An 18,286-nucleotide genomic window follows, 5' to 3' on the forward strand; every position below is an offset into this window, starting at 1 on the left:
CGTTATAGACTGTATTTAAACTATTGGCGGTCACCGTGGCTTTAGCTTTAGCAATATCTAACGAGCCATCAACAAAACTTAACTCGTAGTTTTTATCTAKRCCTGTTGCGGTATTGGTGTATTGGCCTGCATCTTTAGCGGTAACTGTTGCCGAAACACCTGACAATACAGTTGTAGTTTCGCCATTGACCAAACCAGTCGCACTAAAACCAGCAGCCGTTTGGTCTTTACCGTTATAGGTAGTTGATACACTATTGGCAGTAACAATGGCTTTAGCTTTGGCAATATCTAATGAACCATCAACAAAACTTAGCTCGTAGTTTTTATCTATACCTGCTGCCGTATTGGTATATTGGCCTGCATCTTTAGCGGTAACTGTTGCACTTACACCTAAGAGTACTAATTCAGTTTCACCATTGACTAAACCTGTTGCAGTAAAGCCAGCGGCCGTTTGATCTTTGCCATTGTAAGTGGTTGATATGCTATTGGCGGTTACGGTGGCTTTAGCTTTGGCGATATCCAAAGAACCATCAACAAAACTTAACTCATAATTCTTGTCTAGACCCGTTGCGGTATTGATGTATTTGCCAGCATCTTTAGGCTTTAGCTTTGGCGATATCCAAAGAACCATCAACAAAACTTAACTCATAATTCTTGTCTAGACCCGTTGCGGTATTGATGTATTTGCCAGCATCTTTACCTGTGACAGTTGCAGAAACACCTGACAATACTGTTGTAGTTTCGCCATTGACCAAGCCTGTTGCACTAAAGCCAGCAGCTGTTTGATCTTTACCGTTATAGGTGGTTGATACACTATTGGCTGTTACTGTTGCTTTAGCTTTGGCGATATCCAAAGAGCCATTAACAAAACTGAGCTCATAGTTCTTATCTATACCTGTGGCTGTATTAGCATAACTACCAGCATCTTTACCTGTGACAGTTGCCGAAACATCTGACAATACAGTTGTAGTTTCGCCATTGACCAAGCCTGTTGCACTAAAGCCAACAGCCGTTTGATCTTTACCGTTATAGGTGGTTGATACGCTATTGGCAGTTACTGTCGCTTTAGCTTTCGCAATATCTAATGAGCCATCAATAAGCGTCAGATCATAGTGGTGTATTTGCCTGCATCTTTGCCTGTGACAGTTGCCGAAACACCTGACAATACAGTTGTAGTTTCACCATTGACCAAGCCTGTTGCACTAAAGCCAGCGGCCGTTTGATCTTTGCCATTGTAGGTGGTTGATATGCTATTGGCGGTTACGGTGGCTTTCGCTTTGGCGATATCCAAAGAACCATCAACAAAACTTAACTCATAATTCTTGTCTAGACCCGTTGCGGTATTGATGTATTTGCCAGCATCTTTAGCAATCACCGTTGCAGTTACACCTGAGAGTACAGATTCAGTTTCACCATTGACCAAACCTATTGCACTAAAGCCAGCAGCTGTCTGATCTTTACCGTTATAGGTGGTTGATACGCTATTGGCAGTTACTGTCGCTTTAGCTTTCGCAATATCTAATGAGCCATCAATAAGCGTCAGATCATAGNTGATCTTTACCGTTATAGGTGGTTGATACGCTATTGGCAGTTACTGTCGCTTTAGCTTTCGCAATATCTAATGAGCCATCAATAAGCGTCAGATCATAGTTCTTATCTACACCTGTTACTGTGTTGGTGTATTTGCCTGCATCTTTGCCTGTGACAGTTGCCGAAACACCTGACAATACAGTTGTAGTTTCACCATTGACCAAGCCTGTTGCACTAAAGCCAGCNGGTGTATTTGCCTGCATCTTTGCCTGTGACAGTTGCCGAAACACCTGACAATACAGTTGTAGTTTCACCATTGACCAAGCCTGTTGCACTAAAGCCAGCAGCTGTTTGATCTTTACCGTTATAGACGGTATTTAGACTATTGGCGGTGACAGTGGCTTTAGCTTTCGCGATATCTAAGGAACCATCAACAAAACTTAGCTCATAGTTTTTATCTATACCTGTTGCGGTATTGGTATATTGACCTGCATCTTTAGCAGTCACCGTTGCTGAAACACCTGACAATACAGTTGTAGTTTCGCCATTGACCAAGCCTGTTGCACTAAAGCCAGCAGCTGTTTGATCTTTACCGTTATAGACCGTATTTAAACTATTGGCAGTCACAATGGCTTTAGCCTTCGCGATATTCAATGAACCATCAATAAAACTAAGATTATAGTTTTTATCTAGGCCACTGGCTTTATTGGTATAACTGCCTGCATCCTTAGCAGTGGTTGAGGCGGAAACAGCTGTCAGTACAGATTCTGTTTCACCATTCACCAAACCAGAAGCGCTAAAGCCTGATGCTGTTTGATCTTTACCGTTATAGACCGTATTTAAACTATTGGCCGTTACAATGGCTTGTGCTTTATGAATTGTGGCGCTTAAACCTATAGGCTGACTAAAAGTATAATTTCCTGCATCCGCACCTGTTAAGTTATAGCCTGTTACGATCACAGACCTGATCCCGGCATTCTTATCTGTAAATGTTCCTATACCACTACCAGTCAATGAAACAAAATCTCCAGCAAATGGATTGACTGAAGCAGTGCCATTTAAGGTCGCATTGAACAAGCCATCATAAGTTTTATCTGCAACACTTATTCCATTAATGGTTAAAACTGCAGGCGTTATACTGGCTTTAAGATTTGTCGGCTGTAGCAAGTTGTAATTTAAAGCATCTGTTCCTGTCAGCGTATAACCCGACGCAATCACATTTTTATTATTACCCACATTTTTATCAGCAAAAAATCCAGATCCAGTACCGGAAAGCGTCACAGAGTCACCTGACAACGCTGTCACTCCTGCAGTACCCGATAATGTTGCTACTTTTGATGTATCATAGACTTTATCAGCAACGCTCAAGCCATTAATATTTAAGTCTCTTTTTGCTATTGTTAGTGAACCTGAACCACCATTTTCTTTATAAATTACATCATCACCAAACTGAGTCGTATTAGCCGCGATTGGAACACCACTAATCAGGATTGAGCCATCATTTAAACTATAAATCCCTGCATTTTTACTGGTTGTTTTATAATTCAGCCCTGAAGCCAGCGTTCCAGAAGCTATCGATCCATCATAAATTTTGTCAGAAAAATTAGCGACAATTTCTGTGACCAAGGGCTTTAGGAAATGACGTAGTAATGGCGCAGATCGTCCTTCATAAATACGCCAAACTTTTCCTGTACCACCTGCATCATCAATATCCCAACCTGCAAAAGTAGAAATTTGCTGAAGTTCTGTTGTGGTTTTTCCTACACCACCAGCACTGCTTGTTCTTCCAGAAGTACTGGTGTTCCAGAAACTATTTGTGGTTGTACCATTACCACCACCAATAAGACCACCAACATACTGCCCACCAGTTACACTTCCAGAAGAATAATTTTTGTCAACACTACCGCCATTGAACCCAACCAACCCTCCAACATACTGACTTCCAATAACAGTACCTGTTGCATAAGAGTTGTTAATTTGTCCTGATATTCCACCAACTAAACCACCAATATAATTATTTCCTGTCACCGCGCCTGTTGCAAAAGAAGAACTTACAACACCATCACTATAACCAACCAGACCGCCAATATAATTATTATTCGAATATTTTCCTTTTACAGTTACATTTGCATAAGAGTTTAAGATATTTCCTGAATTATAGTTCCAGCCCACCAATCCGCCATATTGCTCTGTATTACCTGTGACTAAGCCTGCATTGACATAAACATTATTAATCGTGCCAAGATTAATCCCCACGATCCCGCCTGTTTTCCCATAACCTGAATAACTTATATTATTCAATCCAACATTTTGTATAAGTGTATCCTGATGCGTAATCGCAAACAGTCCAATCCCCTGATACATAGACTCAATACTTAATCCACTAATCGCATGACCTAATCCATCAAACCGTCCACGAAAAGCCTGCTGTGAGAGATCCGTTGGACTCAAATTTGCATTATAAAAGCCAATTGGGTCGAATCCGGTATAACCATTCCACTGCCATGTACTGCTGGCATCTATGTCTGCACCCAACACATAATTACCACTCAGGTTCCCGTTGATCCCTTGTAAATCTTGACTTGTAGTCGAACCCTGTGCGCCCAAAGCCGTAATGACTTGATAGTTAATAGTAGCAGCCGTTCCTTTTTGGGTACTAAAATTCTGCCCAGCCTTTAAGTTTATTTTTGCACCATTGTTAATATAATAATTTGCGCTGGTATTAGCCGTGTTTTGTCCATATATCAAATTAAGTTTGCCACTATTATTGGTCGCTGTGATGTTGGCATTAATGTTGATGTCATTTTGTGCATTTAAAGTCAGGCTGTTCGCACTCCCCCAAGTCACATCAGCATTAACATTGATATCACCCTTCTGGTTACCCGTAGTGCTGGTTAGCAATATGACATTACTGGTTGCAAGACTGCTTGCTAAAGTGGTTGCGCCTATGCCGCTACTGCTTGCTGATGCATTACCCGAATTAATACTGAAATCGGTAGGGTCGATCAACCAGTTTCCGATTTTCCCGCCCTCAGAATGAGAGGACACCACGGTACTATTCTCAATCTTTACTTGAGCTGCGGAGGTTTCAATAAACCCACCATCTTGACCATTTTTCCCTTCAGCTTTAAGCAGACCACTGACATTTGTTTCACCATTTTGCATATCACCTAACAAAATGATTTCACCTTTGGCATTTTGGCTTAAGCGATTGGCTTCAATAATCCCGCTATGATTGACCACGGCTTTACTTAAACTGTCTTTGGCTTTTGCAGTTAAATATACAGCCCCATTATCGGCAAGGATTGCACCGCCATTGTCCACCAAGCCTTTTAATACCCCTTGATCAACTTGGTACTGGGTGAGTGAACCATCCTGTAAAGCAAGAGTGACTTGACTGGCAGCAGTGAGATGGGTAACTCCGTTTGGTGTCACAATAGAGCCAGTATTTTTAACATTGGGCGCAATCAGCGCAACCGTTCCACCTGATAAAGTTTGAATAGTACCGTTATTTTCTATCGTTGCTGTGCTATTGGCATTGGCTTTTAAAGTATATTTGCCATTTTGAATATCCGCATCGTTCAAACTTAAAGTTGAAGCAACCAAACCACCAACATTCACTTGAGCCGTCTTAGAAAAAACCACACCATTTGGATTGAGTAAAAACACCTGCCCATTGGCATTTAAACGCCCCATAATCTGCGATGCATTGCTATCCAAAACCCGATTAATGGCTATAGATGACTGGTTTTGCTGATTAAAATTAACCGTCGCATCTTTACCAATATTAAAAGTATTCCAGTTGGTCGAAAGATTTTGACTATTCTGATGAATATTTAAAACGTTGCCATTTTGGGAAATATTGGCTGAACCTTGAGTGATATTGGCGCCTGTAGGCAGTTCCGTATTAGAAATTGCGGCATAAATCGATAATGGCAATAAAGCTAGCCCCCAAAAAGCCAATCGGATTAAATTTATCCCAGATACTTTTTGAACAGTGCCCGTCAGCGCGTTTTTATGATCCACAGTACTTTGTGAAGTGCTATGATTTTTTGCCAATTCTGAAACAGCTTGCCAGCACCTAAGTTGTGAATTCCAAATAACTTTATAAATTTTGTTCATGATAATCCCCAAATCTAGTTTTTGATCAAATATCAATCATTAGATCAAATGGGGAAATATAGAGATATACCTGAAATTGGGTATTTTATATGTATAAGTTCACGTTTTAGATAAAAATATAAACGCTGAATAAAATTATTCAGCGTTTATTTGAAAGCCTTATGCATCAATTTTAAGCTAAACCAGCGCTATAAAATCTGGTTTCCATAAAAGCACCCGTAGGTACTTATCTGGTTATTTTCAATCAAAAGGTCAGTAATTGTGGATCAAACAAGTCTTTGATCAGATCAGATTGCAATACAGGTATATCTTGCGCTGATAGATTTTCGGCTTTATTGAAAGCGACCAATTCAGTATTTTTAGCATCATCGACAACGGATGTAGCACTTTGATCAATTGTTCGAGCAAGCACATCATCAATCTGATTTGCAGTTAAATCATTGACTGAAGCCTTTGCTAACAATTCATCGACTGAAATGGTCGTGCTTCCATGAGAATCCATGTTGCCTGTCTTGGTATTCTCAAGCACATCTTGTAGTACAGTGGTTATGCTTGTACTGAGAATAGCTGAGCTGCCAGCTATAGGCGTATGATCTAAATATGAAACATTTGAATTGAGCAGCGAAAATTGATTTTCTATTGGTGTCGATTGCCCTAATACTTGAGCGCTACTTTCTGGCTCAAAATTTAAAACACCTGACCCAATCGCATCAGCACTTTTAACTGAATCAATATTCGAATTAGCTAAATCAGCATGAAAAGCCAAGGCTTCATCAAAAACTGCCATTTTTGCGGCGATTTCGACTACAGTAAATGTTCGAGCATCACTCACTAAACTGGTATTCCCTGCTTTATCCGTTTGTACAGTAGTAATACTGTGACTCCCCAGAGTTAAATCATAAGTAAAACTAAATGACCATTTACTATCTGCACCGACTGTGACCTTTCCAATTGCCTGATTATTATCATAAATAATCAAAGTTGCCCCAGCTTCTCCGGTTCCTGAAATCACAGGGCGCTTGTCATCTGTCGTCCCATTTGCAGCAACAGAACCTACAGTTGTCCCCACATCATCAACCACATCTGTGATTTTTGGACTTGCAGGCGCGGTTACATCTTTGGTACCTGTTACAGAGCTAAGCACTGACTGATTTCCAGCTGCATCTGTTGCATATACACTGCCAACTTTTGCTTCAGTCAATGCTGTTGAAAGCGTGACAGAATAATTTCCGTTTGCATCCGTTGTTGCTGTGCCTAATAATTTATTTGCACTGTCATAGACTGAAATTTTAGAGTTTGCTTCAGCGGTACCCGTGATCACAGTGCCTTCAGCATTTAAATTGGCCACGGGTTTATCTGGTGCTACAACATCTTGTCCTGCTTTAATTTCTACAGCACTCGACTTATTTCCTGCAGCATCTTCAATAATAATTTTGCCAGTCTTGCTTGCATCTAAAGCAGGAGAAATAGTGATATTGAATTTACCATTGGCGTCTACAGTACCCGTTGCAATCACCGCACCTGTTGAGTCTTGAATAATCACTTTAGCATTTGCTTCTGCTGTTCCGTGTATTGAGGTCCCCTCTTTAGACACCTCAAACTTGGGTTGATCAGGTGCGATAGTATCTTTACCCACTTCAATATTATGTTTTTCTGATTTATTTCCAGATGCATCAATTGCTTCGACTGTACCGATCTGGCCTGCGGTTAAAGCAGGAGAAATGGCAACAGAAAATTGTCCCTGCGCATTGGCTTTTGCAGTACCAATCAGTTGACCTGCTGAGTCATACACATTAATTGTGGCATTCGCTTCTGCTTTACCAGTAACAATATTTCCTTGCTCATTTAACTGCCCTTGAGGCTCATTGGGTGCAATGGTATCTTTCGTGCCAACAACCGAGGTATAGGTTGAAGCATTTCCAGCTTTGTCTTTTGCATTGATATAATAAGTATTGTTGTTTAGCAAAGCCTCTGGCAATGTCAAAGAATAATTTCCATCTTTATCGACCACTGCTGTGGCAATCACTTTCTGGTTTTTATCAATCACATAAATAGTCGCACCCGCTTCAGCGGTACCCTTAATTTCAGTCCCCTCTGCATTCAATGTTGCAGTCGGTGTTTTGGGTGCAATAATGTCAGTAACACCCTTTGATTGATTACCTCCACCATCATCAATCAATGCCAAACCTAAACCAATTGCAGAAACAAGACCGACACCTGCTTTCACTGCACTTGAAGAAAATAGATTTGAAAATGAAAACTCAGGGGTTGAATCTTCATAGGCAGAGACTTGTTGAACAGCCGCAGTATTGGCGCCTTCATAGAGTAAAGTATCGAGTTTTTGCAAACCGCTATAGTCTGTAAATTTTCCATTGGCATCAAAGTGAGCAAGTGAGAAACTTCCATCTGCTTTGGGGAACGTTAAAGAATGCGTTGTGGTTGAATTGGCTTGAAAAAAACCCTCTAAAACAATTTGCTCACCATTATTTAAACTAATAATCAGCTTATCGCCTAGTCGCTCTAGTGTTTTCACATCTTGTTGTGTGACACCAATTTGAATAATAGCGGGTTGATCTAAACTGACCGTTTTTGCTTGAGAATCCTGTAGTAATATTTTGTCTTGTTTTGCAGCGACGACTATTCTTGTCATTTATACCTTCTATTGATTTAAAGTGTATTTTTTTAAAATTATACAGAAGGTATTTATATATACAAATGACTTAAACTGATTTCTGAATTATTTATAAAAATATAAAATTCAGATACTTAAAAATAAGTAAGATAGCGCACAAAATCTTATTTAAACAATAAATATCCAGCATTCTTGTTGTTCACATATAACTTCACTCTTTAACAAAGCGCTTGAGCAAATTGTGGGGCATCATCCAAAATTTCAAACCAAGCAGCTTTATTATCAGTAAACGCATGTGAAACAATCTTGCCTTGAACAGGCTCATTTACAATGCCTACACGTAATCTCACGACCTCAGGTAGGTCTAAACGCGCACTAAATAATGGGGATGCACATCTTTTACAGAACGTTCGCTTTTTATTTTCAGTGGCATAATATTCTTGAAACAATGCCTGTCCTTGAACAATCTCTAAATCTTTAGTCTGAATAGGAGCAATCGCCACAAATGCTGAACCTTGGGCTTTTTGACATTGCTGACAATGACAGACAAATATTTGAGGGATTTCACTATGAATTCTCAGTTGAATACCACCACAAAGGCATGAAGCTGTATACATTTTTATTCCTCTATATTGTGAGTAAACTCATTTTATCAATCAATTGTAACGCTTATAACTTATAAATAATCAAATGGATAACGTGAAAAAAGTTCAGGATGGATGCGATTCACGGTATCTTGAAATTGCTCCAACTCTACCTTAGATAATGGATTTTTATCCAAGTGTTGTTCCAGCGCTTGCAGAAGTAAAGCAAATTGTAAAAATTGAAAAAAGTTGATTTGCATCGACTGAAACTGATCGCGTTTTAAATTCTCATCTAAGTCCATACCTAAATCATGATCATAGAATAAAATATCAAAACTATTCCGATCTAAAAACCATTCATCACCTTGACCTGTACGACCAATTTTCCATAGTTGTTGGGATAAATTTTCCACATGCTCTGCGAAATACTGGTTTTCCTTTATCGTAGTTTCATAGCCAAATAAATCAATATCAGGGGTAATTTCAGTATCGCTACACTGTCCTAAAAATTCGAGATAATAAGGAACTTGAAGAAAAGGCACAATACTTTGAATGGGTTGAGTTCGCAGATTGAATAGATTAAGTATCTGTTTAAAATTGGTATGCAGTTCAAACATTATACGATCTCAAAGGTTGTTTTTTTGTTCTAGGGTTTTGTTCTAAGTTTTTTGTTCCAAGTCATGTGCTCGATAGGACTTTAACGACTCAATTTCAGTATAAATGCTCGCTTGCAATTGATCACGAAATACAATCATATCGTCCATGTTTTCTATCTGGTCAATAGATAACCGTGGCATAAATTTAAAATAAAAAGGGATTCGCTTTGGAATAATATGCTTCGGAATCGAAGGAATAACTTCACCTTGTCTAAGCAATGAACCTATTTTGGGATTTGATAATATTTTATTAAACCACTTTTGTTTAAGCAGCACGTTTACATCAAAAGCTAAATCAAAAACTTCATCACCACCTAAAGCCACAAAAGGAGCAATTTCATAACCAAATTCCTGAGCCAACTTTAAGAAACCAAAGCGTTGCTTCCAGATCAGTTGATAGGCTTCACCTTTACGTTTAATGACTTCTCGACCGCCGCCTGGAAAAACCAGAATCGAATAACCTTGTCGCATCGCTTCTTTGGCATATTCTTGTACACCATCAACCCCACCGACACGTTTAACCACTTCTTTCCAAATCGGAATATGAAAATGCATATGATCAGCTAAACTGACCACTGCGATTTTATGTTCTGTAAATAAATAATCAATCAGAATCGGAGAATCTAAAACACCATAGATGGTGTGATTACCGACATACATGGCTGGTTTATTCGGCACTAAATTTTCAGTACCTAAAAATGTTGGACGAAAGTAAAAGCGCTGTAAGCTGCTTATTAATCGAATCAATTTAGCGTTGTGTCGTATTTTCAAGGTTTTTTCAGTCATGCTGTATCTCTACAAATACTTTTCAACATTATTTGATCTTGGCCTTAAGCGTATGACTCCTCCTTTTTCAGGGAAGAGCTTTACACAAATAAAATAACTTAAATCCTCGACAATCTCCCCCCCTTTTTTTCAAAGTAGCTGAACTGCGCTTTTCGCGGCACAAGGAGGGAGATTTTATAAAATTATGATTTAAGCAACATGCTTTTGCACAAGGATTGAACCCACAGAATAACCTGCACCAAATGAACACAGCACACCATATTCGCCATCATTCACCTGATCCGCACTACGATGTAATGCAATGATCACACCTGCTGAAGACGTATTGGCAAACTCATCTAAAATGATTGGTACCAAATCAGGATCCGCTTCTGCAACTTCTTTGCCGACAATGAGTTTTAAAATTAATTCATTCATATTGGCATTGGCTTGATGCAACCAAAAACGTTTTACGTTTTCAGGTTGAATACTGTTCTTTTCCAATTGCGTAGAAATAATTTTCGCAACCAATGGACACACTTCTTTAAATACTTTGCGGCCATCTTGACGGAATTGCTTATCATCACGAGAAGTTAATTCTGAACCATTTAAGAAACCAAAATTATTTCGGATGTTATTGGAGAATTGGGTAAACAAATGGGTATCTACGATTTCAAACCCTGTTTTGCTGTCCGTTTCTTCAATAATTGAAGCTGTTGCAACATCACCAAAAATAAAGTGACAGTCACGTGAACGATAGTCAGTATGACCCGAGGTAATTTCTACATTAACCAATAGCACACGACGTGCACCCGTTTTTACAGCATCGTAGGCTTGTTTTAAACCAAATGTAGCAGCTGAACACGCCACATTCATGTCATAGGCATAGCCCTGAATACCCAATGCCGTTTGAATTTCAATTGCAACAGCAGGATAAGCACGTTGTAAGTTTGAACAAGCCAAAATCACCACATCAATGTCTTCTGCAGTTACGCCTGCATTTTCCATCGCTTGTTTTGCTGCAATTACGCCCCACTCTGCTTGGATTGAAAGCTCTTCATCTGAACGTTCTTCTAAACGGGGACGTAAGCGATTAATGTCTAGGACACCTGATTTTTCAATGACATAACGACGCTTTACGCCTGATGCTTTTTCAATAAATTCTGCGCTTGAACCACGACGGGCAACAACTTCACCCGCTTCAATTTTTTCAGCATTTTCACTGTTAAATTGTTCCACATAAGCATTTAAACAATCCACCAATTCTTCATTGGTAATCACTTCTTCAGGATGGTACAGACCTGTACCTGTAATACGGATGCCCATGTAAAACTCCTTTTTTAAATTCACAAATATTTCAAATTATTTCTATTCTAACCGATTCCAAGCTTTTCCCATACTTTTTGTATTCTGGTTGACGAAATCGGCATCTTGGTTTTCATTGGTTGAGAAAATAATGAAATACGTAGTTCCTCAACCATGAAGTAGACTTCTTTAACACGAACATCCGACTTAAACTTAAACAGTTTATCCATCCAAGGATCTACTTCTTTAATTGCAGCATCATCACGATTTAGATTATTCGGCAATCGATCTAAACGCAATAACAATGCTTTTAAATAACGTGGATATTCATGCCAAATATCGGAAGATTTTGAATAAACAAAATTGGATAAGTTCATTAAATCCAGTTGATCTTCAATATCATTCATATTTTTAGCAAATACATCTTGATCCAACATCAGCAATTGCTGACGTATTTCCTGCCATTGAATATAAATTTCACTGATCAGCTTTAATGCTTCCTGACCATGACTTAAAAATGACTTTTTCACATCAGCCATGACTATCGCAAATTCTTCAGCATTAATGGGTAAATCTTGAATTGCCATTTGTAATGTTGCGTACACCAACATTTGCTCAAGTTGTGCTTTATCGCCCAAAGGTGAATATGCCAATGCCAGTGGCTTGGAAATTTGCTTTTTCAATTGACGGATCAAATCCCCCAATTGCATATGAATCAAACGAATTACGCCTTCACGATGCTGCTTAATCGCTTCACTTTGATCATTAAAAGTCTGAATCACAATACCAGAGTCATCTTTCAACTCTAACTTAGCAAAGTCTTTGCTTGGGACCAGTGCCTGATATTGTTTAACCACAACCCCGGTTACTTTCTGAGAAGCCTCAAATACAAAGCTTTCAGGGAAAGTAGTAAACTCACCTTTTAACTGTTTGACAGGACTGTGTGTTTCAGTACGACAACGTGCTTTAAGTTCGGCAAGATCACGACCTTTTTCAATCACGCGGCCTTTTTCATCAATTACTTTGATAAATGGAATTAAGTACTGATCAATACGTTCAAAAGAAAAATCTTTACTGGTAATTTGTTCACCACGTAATTGAAATGCCAAAAACTCAAAAATATGCTGATGCAAATGTTGCGCATCGACTGCTTTGATCAATTTATTGGCTGTATCTGGGATCGGCACCAAATTACGACGTTTATCTTTTGGTAAGGCTTTTAATAACGCTTCGATTAAATCCAAACGCCAGCCCGGAATCCCCCAAGACCAAATATTTTCATCAACTTGCGCTAAGGCTTGTACCGGAATTTTTACTGTTGCGCCATCTTCATCATGACTTGGATCAAAACGATAGCTGGCAGCTAAACGTAATTGTCCATTATGTAAATAATCTGGAAATTGCTGTGTGGTTGGACGGTCATTCATCCATAAATCATCATCATCAACAAACAGATAACGAGGATTCTGCGGTTCTACTGTTGCTCGCCAATCTTCAAAACTACGACGACTGGCAATTTCCGTAGGCACTTTTGCGGCATAAAACTGATAAATGGTTTCTTCATCGACAACCAAATCACGACGACGCAGTTTGTCTTCCACACGCTCAACTTCTTCAAGCTTTAATAGGTTGTGTTTTAAGAATGGTGGCGTTGTTCCCAAGTTTCCTGTGGTTAGTGCATCTCTTAAGAAAATTTCATGCGCAGCCAACTGATCCACTTTTTCATAATTGGTGGCGCGTTTCGGTTCAATGATCAGCCCAAATAATGAAATCTGATCATAAGCATTGACCACACCCGGTTTTTTCGCCCAATGTGGCTCAAAATAATGATGTTTTAATAAGTTAGGCGCAGCTAAAAGAATCCACTCAGGCTCAATTTTTGCCAGTGTGCGTAAATACACCTGTGAGGTTTCGACCATTTCAAATGCCATTACCCATGGGGTATTGGTTTTATGTAAGGTCGATGCAGGAAAAATTCGGGCTTTTTGCTGACGAACTGCCATAAAAATATTACGTTCGTCAGTTTTATTGGCAATAAACGACAATAATCCTGTCAATAAAGCACGATGTAAATTTTCATAACTGGCTGTCTTTTCATTGAATGAAAGTTTTAAGCCCTGTGCTAAATCCAGTAATTGTTCATGCGTTTTCTTCCACTCACGTAAACGTAGCCAGCTAAGAAAATGCTGTTTGGCAAAATTACGTCTTTTGCTTTCACTCAAAGTTTCACGATTTTCAGTCAGTGTATTCCACAGTTTAATATAAAATAGAAAATCTGAATCCGCTTCTTTAAATAATGCATGTTTTTGATCCGCCTGCATTTGCTTATCGGCAGGACGCTCGCGTGGGTCTTGTACTGCAAGCGCCGCAACAATAATCAAAACTTCATTCAGCACACCAAAATGAGCACCACCGAGAATCATCCGTGCAAGGCGTGGGTCTATTGGCATTTTTGCCATTTGTAGACCGATTTTGGTTAAACTGTTGTTTTGAAGTTCGGCTTTTTTAGTAGCAGGTTGAGCAAGGTTTTTTGCTTTAGCACCAACTACAGCTCCCTGTTGGGAAACCGCACTTTCACTTTGTGCAACCGCTTGAGGGAGATTATTTGAATTTTGCGCTTCATGGATAGCACCTAATTCAATCAGTAACTTACGCCCATCATTGACCAAACGATGGTCTGGCGGCTCAATAAAATCAAAATCTTCTACAGCACCTAAACCGAGACTTTGCATCTGTAAAATAACCGATGCTAAATTGGTGCGTTTAATTTCGGGTTCAGTAAAATCTGGACGACTTTGAAAATCATCTTCACTGTATAAACGAATGCAAACACCTGGTGCAATACGACCACATCGCCCTTTACGCTGATTTGCAGCAGCTTGAGAGATCGCTTCAATCGGTAAACGCTGTACCCGTGAACGATAGTTATAGCGAGAAATACGCGCAAAGCCACTGTCGATCACATAACGAATATTCGGTACAGTCAACGCTGTTTCAGCGACGTTGGTCGCGATGATAATACGTCGCCCACCACCAGATGGATTAAAGATTTTCTGCTGTTCGGCCAAAGCTAAACGAGCATATAAAGGTAAAATTTGCGTATGTTTAGGACCAAATTTTTGTAAGGTCTCTTGTAGTTCTCGAATTTCTTGTTCAGTGCTTGAAAAAATAAGAATATCCGCATGTTCAGGATGCCCCTTAGATTCAGCATCCTTAAAACATTCTTCTACAGCTTGTACCACTGCACGTGGTAAATTTTCTTCAAAATCATCAAAGTCATCATCATCACTGCCGCCGATCGTCATCTCAGAAATCGGACGATAACGCAGTTCTACTGGAAAGCTACGTCCTTCCACTTCAAAAATCGGTGCGCCATTAAAATATTCGCTAAAGCGATTCACATCTAATGTCGCTGAAGTAATAATGATTTTTAAATCAGGGCGCTTTTTTACCAGTTGCTTCAGGTAACCCATGATGAAATCAATGTTTAATGAACGCTCATGCGCTTCATCAATAATAATCGTGTCATATTTATTTAAATAACGATCATTAGAAAGTTCAGCAAGAAGAATACCGTCCGTCATTAAGCGAACGATCGAATCATTTGATCCTTGCTCATTAAAACGCACTTTAAAACTGATGCTTTCACCCAGCTTTTCACCAACTTCTTCAGCAATACGTTGCGATACACTTCGTGCTGCCAGACGTCGAGGCTGAGTATGACCAATCATCCCAGTTAAACCACGACCTGCAAGCATTGCGATCTGTGGTAATTGTGTGGTTTTACCAGAACCCGTTTCCCCTGCAACAATAATAATCTGATGCTTTTGAATCGCTTCAATCAGTTTATCTGCATACTGGGTAACCGGTAGATCCTGATTGAGTTTGATTGTCGGTAGACTGGCTAATCTTTTTTTGACTTGATGGTTTGATTTCTCAAACAGTTCTTGGAATTTTTCAGGATGAGCATCTTTTCCTTTTTTCAGTCGATTTAAACGATGGCGATCTCGTACCATAACCCATTGATCGACATTTAACTGATTTGGCACAGATGCATTATCCTAATACTTAAAATTGAACGGAATATTTTACGCTGTAAAGCACAGGAGAGATAGTCCAATCAAAGTGAATTCACGTTTGCGTTATACATGTATTATAAAAATAATATTTAAAAGCTGCTAAAGCTCACTCAACTAAGCAACTGTCTGTGGCTGCAAATATTCATATAGACCTAAATCTATTGCTGTATGATCTACATCAATCAGGCTGCTTGAAGTGATGCTTAAGTACAAAACAGCAGCCACCCGTATCATTTGCTCGCTGTACAACATTGAAATGCGATGTAGTTAAAATTCAATTTATCTTATATGAACAAATTCTATACTTTGAAATAAATTTTATATCTTTTTTAGAAATCGCCCTTGAAATATAGCCCCAGAAGCATCATGTTTGTAACAGATTAAAAAGGATGCTTTGTCATTCAAACATCATCTTTATTTGCTTTAGTTGATGAAATACTGACAAAACAACGGTTTTTGGTGAAATGTATCTGGAGCACGCTAATTTGATTTTCCGATCTTAGCGATAAAAAAATACTATTTCCCCAATAATCTAAAATTCATTATTCTAGTTAAATATTAGATAAACACCTCAATCATGGAGATAATGATGAGCTTAATTAATACTGAAGTTAAACCTTTTAAAGCACAAGCTTTCCAAAACGGCCAATTCATCGAAGTTACAGAAGCCGATCTTAAAGGTAAATGGTCTGTAGTTTTCTTCTATCCAGCTGACTTCACTTTTGTTTGCCCAACAGAACTTGGTGACCTTGCTGACAACTATGCTGAATTTAAAAAATTAGGCGTTGAAATCTACTCTGTTTCTACAGATACACACTTCACGCACAAAGCTTGGCACGATTCTTCTGAAGAAATCAAAAAAATTGAATATGTAATGGTTGGCGACCCAACTTGGGTTCTTGCTAAAAACTTCGAAGTTTTAATCGAATCTGCTGGTCTTGCTGACCGTGGTACTTTCGTTATCGATCCTGAAGGTAAAATCCAAATCATCGAAATCAATGCTGGTGGTATTGGTCGTGATGCTTCTGAACTTCTTCGTAAAGTTAAAGCAGCTCAATACGTTCACGGTCATCCTGGCGAAGTTTGCCCAGCGAAATGGAAAGAAGGCGATGCAACTCTTGCTCCTTCAATCGACTTAGTGGGTAAAATCTAATTCTTGAATTAGATTAGGGTCTGTTGACAATTCGTCTATGTTTGCGACAACGTATGTTTTTTAGGCGATACTAGGCGCGAAATACGAAATTTAGTCATTCTAAATAAGTAGTTCGTAACGACGTAACGGCAAAAAACACGCTAGTCCCGAAGGGTTGTGGCTAAAATTATCTCAGCCTCCGTTATGAAACTCGAAAATAGTCTCGCTATTCTCTTCGTTTCATGCCTTGCCTGCTCAATTTTAACCTACAACGCAAGCCATTTATGAAATATCAACAGACCCTCAACACATAAAAAAACCACGCTTTTTAGCGTGGTTTTTTTGCATTAGATTTTATGTATAGGTTTTTGTGTTTGTAGATTTTTATTTAATGCGACCAAATTGCAATTTCATATCCATCTAAATCTTTAAAATGAAAACGACGTCCACCAGGAAAACTAAAAATCTCTTGTACGATGGTTGCACCCGCCTCTTTCACACACACTAAGCTTTGTTCTAACTGAGCACTAAACAAAACAATTAATGCACCACCAGAACTTTGCACATCATCAGACTGAGCAAAGCCCCCTTTTATCTCCCCTGAATCAAACTCACAATATTCAGGACCAAAGTCGGTAAAAGTCCAGCCTAAGTTTTGATAAAACCTTTTGCTTTGTACGACGTCTTTCACCTTAAATTCAATATAGTTAATGGAAATTTTTTGACGAGCCGCTGACTGATCCATCGATGTTTCTCCTTAAATTTATAAAATATTGTTCTATAGAAAATAAAATATGAGTCAATTGATAATACATTTAAACCACTAAATATAGGATAACAAAAAATTATTTTTGCGTTGTTCTGCTTAAATGATCAACTTGCTTGAGTAGCTCAGGAATACGGTATTTCCCGTACATGGACTGTACATTATGTTTCGCTTGCACTAATTCTATTCCGATGGCAGAGACGTATAATGGCTTAACACTTTGTCCACGTAAAATTTCAAATTCCTTTGGTGTTCCTCTAAATTCATTTTTAGCCACCCCAATCACAGGGGTTTTATCAGCTAAGGCAGCATATAAGTGCTGTCCTAAACCTGCTGTTTGTTCAGTGCCTAAATAGACATAGCCATCAATCACAATCATATCGATGGGTTCTTTCACCAAATCCAATAACGTTAAAATACACGGTAATTCACGTTTATAAAATTGACCTGATTCATAGTCAGCAATTGGTTTGATGGTGATAAGGTAATGATTCAATACAACTGAACTCCCCCAAGACTCAAATACTACACCAGCAACTTGTGCAGAGTTATCTGTATAGGCAACGTCTATTGCAAGAATCATGATCCACCTCTTAATGACTAAAATAAAATAGCAATTTTCTCATTTACTGATGATTTTTTAAGTGTTTATCTTGCCCAAAATCTGTAATGTCAAAATATGAATATCTTTAGCAAAATATAAACAGCTTTATTT

General features: G+C 38.8%; 12 protein-coding genes and 2 pseudogenes. 1 reads left to right on the forward strand and 13 read right to left on the reverse strand.

The window, feature by feature from the left end:
• The 11 genes and pseudogenes from ASC84_RS23325 to ASC84_RS14485 all read right to left on the reverse strand — a co-directional run.
• The coding region (locus ASC84_RS23325; RefSeq protein WP_227515157.1) for an MBG domain-containing protein at positions 1-631 on the reverse strand (631 nt) is incomplete at its 3' end.
• Positions 597-1,166, reverse strand: coding sequence for an MBG domain-containing protein (locus tag ASC84_RS23330; protein WP_319822757.1), 570 nt, complete (start codon positions 1,164-1,166; stop codon positions 597-599). The genes ASC84_RS23330 and ASC84_RS23325, both read right to left, overlap by 35 nt.
• Entirely contained in the window at positions 1,103-1,543 is a 441-nt protein-coding gene (locus tag ASC84_RS23335) for an MBG domain-containing protein (protein ID WP_319822758.1), read from the reverse strand. Before ASC84_RS23335 ends, ASC84_RS23330 begins: the two co-directional genes overlap by 64 nt.
• Positions 1,544-1,551: 8 nt before the next feature.
• Positions 1,552-1,754: pseudogene (locus ASC84_RS23610) on the reverse strand (MBG domain-containing protein); the annotation flags it as partial.
• A 22-nt stretch (positions 1,755-1,776) separates the two neighbouring features.
• Positions 1,777-5,652: pseudogene (locus tag ASC84_RS23345) on the reverse strand (YDG domain-containing protein); the annotation flags it as partial.
• A 244-nt stretch (positions 5,653-5,896) separates the two neighbouring features.
• Positions 5,897-8,302 (reverse strand): Ig-like repeat protein Blp2, encoded by a 2,406-nt coding sequence (blp2, locus tag ASC84_RS14460; RefSeq protein WP_056515944.1) that lies wholly within the window; start codon positions 8,300-8,302, stop codon positions 5,897-5,899.
• A gap of 200 nt (positions 8,303-8,502) precedes the next feature.
• Positions 8,503-8,901: a GFA family protein gene (locus tag ASC84_RS14465; RefSeq protein ID WP_056515949.1), complete on the reverse strand. Its 399-nt coding sequence runs from the start codon at positions 8,899-8,901 to the stop codon at positions 8,503-8,505.
• Positions 8,902-8,960: 59 nt separating this feature from the next.
• Complete coding sequence (locus tag ASC84_RS14470) at positions 8,961-9,485, reverse strand: hypothetical protein (RefSeq protein ID WP_056515952.1); 525 nt, start codon at positions 9,483-9,485, stop codon at positions 8,961-8,963.
• A 42-nt stretch (positions 9,486-9,527) separates the two neighbouring features.
• On the reverse strand, positions 9,528-10,310 hold the full coding sequence (locus ASC84_RS14475; protein ID WP_056515955.1) for a lysophospholipid acyltransferase family protein: 783 nt from the start codon (positions 10,308-10,310) through the stop codon (positions 9,528-9,530).
• 189 nt (positions 10,311-10,499) lie between these two features.
• Entirely contained in the window at positions 10,500-11,615 is a 1,116-nt protein-coding gene (locus tag ASC84_RS14480) for a beta-ketoacyl-ACP synthase III (RefSeq protein WP_004721819.1), read from the reverse strand.
• A 47-nt stretch (positions 11,616-11,662) separates the two neighbouring features.
• Entirely contained in the window at positions 11,663-15,643 is a 3,981-nt protein-coding gene (locus ASC84_RS14485) for a DUF3418 domain-containing protein (protein ID WP_056515957.1), read from the reverse strand.
• A 619-nt stretch (positions 15,644-16,262) separates the two neighbouring features.
• Here ASC84_RS14485 and ahpC point away from each other — a divergent pair.
• The gene (ahpC, locus tag ASC84_RS14490) at positions 16,263-16,826 is read left to right on the forward strand and encodes an alkyl hydroperoxide reductase subunit C (protein ID WP_004721823.1); all 564 of its coding nucleotides are present in this window, start codon (positions 16,263-16,265) and stop codon (positions 16,824-16,826) included.
• A gap of 367 nt (positions 16,827-17,193) precedes the next feature.
• On the opposite strand, the gene ASC84_RS14495 is transcribed toward ahpC, so the two are convergent.
• Both ASC84_RS14495 and ASC84_RS14500 read right to left on the reverse strand, forming a co-directional pair.
• On the reverse strand, positions 17,194-17,550 hold the full coding sequence (locus ASC84_RS14495) for a VOC family protein (RefSeq protein ID WP_056515960.1): 357 nt from the start codon (positions 17,548-17,550) through the stop codon (positions 17,194-17,196).
• 100 nt (positions 17,551-17,650) lie between these two features.
• Positions 17,651-18,154, reverse strand: coding sequence for an endonuclease V (locus tag ASC84_RS14500; protein WP_004721827.1), 504 nt, complete (start codon positions 18,152-18,154; stop codon positions 17,651-17,653).
• Positions 18,155-18,286 lie beyond the last annotated feature (132 nt).

It is taken from the genome of Acinetobacter sp. Root1280 (assembly GCF_001425285.1).
Lineage (GTDB): Bacteria > Pseudomonadota > Gammaproteobacteria > Pseudomonadales > Moraxellaceae > Acinetobacter > Acinetobacter guillouiae.